The organism is uncultured Rikenella sp. (genome assembly GCF_910579375.1).
Lineage (GTDB): Bacteria > Bacteroidota > Bacteroidia > Bacteroidales > Rikenellaceae > Rikenella.
This window is the reverse complement of record NZ_CAJTUJ010000230.1, coordinates 1-1,698: the sequence shown is the minus strand read 5'-3', so window position 1 is coordinate 1,698 and position 1,698 is coordinate 1. Positions and strand designations below refer to the sequence as shown.

General features: G+C 59.8%; 3 protein-coding genes. 2 read left to right on the top strand and 1 reads right to left on the bottom strand.

Annotated elements, in window-relative coordinates; genetic code table 11:
* A partial coding sequence (locus QZ302_RS09955) for a GNAT family N-acetyltransferase (protein WP_294594965.1) occupies window positions 1-527 on the top strand: 527 nt, incomplete at its 5' end.
* A gap of 30 nt (window positions 528-557) precedes the next feature.
* Here QZ302_RS09955 and upp read toward each other — a convergent pair.
* Window positions 558-1,211, bottom strand: coding sequence for a uracil phosphoribosyltransferase (gene upp, locus QZ302_RS09950; RefSeq protein WP_294594961.1), 654 nt, complete (start codon window positions 1,209-1,211; stop codon window positions 558-560).
* A gap of 193 nt (window positions 1,212-1,404) precedes the next feature.
* Between upp and QZ302_RS09945 the strand changes: the two genes are divergently transcribed.
* Window positions 1,405-1,554: a hypothetical protein gene (locus tag QZ302_RS09945; RefSeq protein WP_294594959.1), complete on the top strand. Its 150-nt coding sequence runs from the start codon at window positions 1,405-1,407 to the stop codon at window positions 1,552-1,554.
* Window positions 1,555-1,698 lie beyond the last annotated feature (144 nt).

Below are 1,698 nucleotides of genomic sequence, written 5' to 3'. Positions count from 1 at the left end.
TGTCCCCCCAGAATCCCCCCTTGGAATCCGCCCGCCTGCTCCTGCGTCCCTGGCAGCTTTCGGACGCCCCGGCCCTCTTCCGCCACGCCCGCAGCGAACACGTCGGCCCCCGCGCCGGCTGGCCCCCGCACACCTCCGAAGCCATGAGCCGCGAAGTCATCCGCACCCTCTTCAGCGAGCCCGAGACCTACGCCGTCGTACTGAAAAGCCTCGACGAACCGATCGGCTGCATCGGTCTGGTACCCCGCCGCCACGAGCACTACGGATCGATCGCCCCCGACCAGCGGGAAATAGGCTATTGGCTCGGCGAAGCACACTGGGGCAACGGCTACATTCCGGAAGCCGTCGAGCTACTCGCCGCCCGCTACACAGCCCTGTCCGATATCTCCGCCCTGTGGATCACCACCCGCGCAGACAACCTCAACTCCCAGCGCGTCGCCCTCAAGTGCGGTTTCGTCCGCCAGCCCCCCTTCATCGCCATCGACGGACACCCCAACGAGCTGTTTTTTAGAGACCTGGAAAGATAAACCCGCCCCTCTCATACAAAGCAGACGCGCCTACAGCTTCTTCCCATACGCCAAATCGCCCGGATCGCCGATCCCCGGCACGATATACGACTTGACCGTCATCTCCTCGTCCACCGCCGCCGTCCAGAGCGTGACATGCTCCATCGGGAAATGCTTCCGGACATACTCGACCCCGTCCGTCGACGAGATCACCGAGGCCAGATGCGTATGCGCCGGCACCCCACCCTTTTCGATCAGGGCATAATAGGCCAGTTCAATCGACGCCCCCGTCGCCAGCATCGGATCGACCACGATCAACACCTTTCCTTCGAGACTCGGCGTCGTGACCTGCTCCAGAACGACCTTCATCGTCCCGTCCTTGCTATACTTTCGGAACGCCGACACGAACGCATTCGCCGCATCGTCAAACACATTGAGGAATCCGTTGTGCATCGGCACCCCCGCCCTGAGGATCGACGCAATGACGACCTCATCCGCCGGCACCATGACCTCCGCCTCGCCCAACGGCGTCACGACCGTTTCGGCCCTGTAGTTGAGCGTCTTGCTGATTTCGTAGGCCATCACCTCCCCCGTGCGTTCGAGATTCCGTCTGAAACGCATCGGATCCCGCTGCGTGACCTCATCGCGCAACTGCGCCACGTAGCGCGACAAAATCGTATTTTCCTGATTCAATACCCTAATCATATCCGTTTTGTTTTTGAACTCCCCCCTTCTCCCCGCCCCGATTTTCCCGGTTTCCGGACAATCGTTGCGCTCTCCGTGTAATGATTTACAAATATAAACTTTCCGAGCAACAAAACAACTCCGCCGTCCGTAAAAATGCCCTTTCCCCGCCCCGGGCTTCCGCGACGCGGGCAGCAATGGACGATTGGGAGATATGATGGGCATCGGAAATGACGGATTCAGCTATTCGTCGTTGGTGGAGGGCAGCAACAGGGTGTGCTTGTACTTCTATACGCAACGCCTCGATGCCAGCTACTTAGGCTATCGTGCCTACGGTCTTCAGTTGCGTTGCCTCTCGGAATAAACAGGAACGCCCCGGGCTACCACGAGCGCAACGATGGAGCCTTGACATATGTGGGACATCACGGCGCCAGCTGGTCGTCTTCTACGACCGGCTATTGGGGCTTTTATCTTTGGTTTCATCTGGGCCTTCTAAACCCCAGCGGTG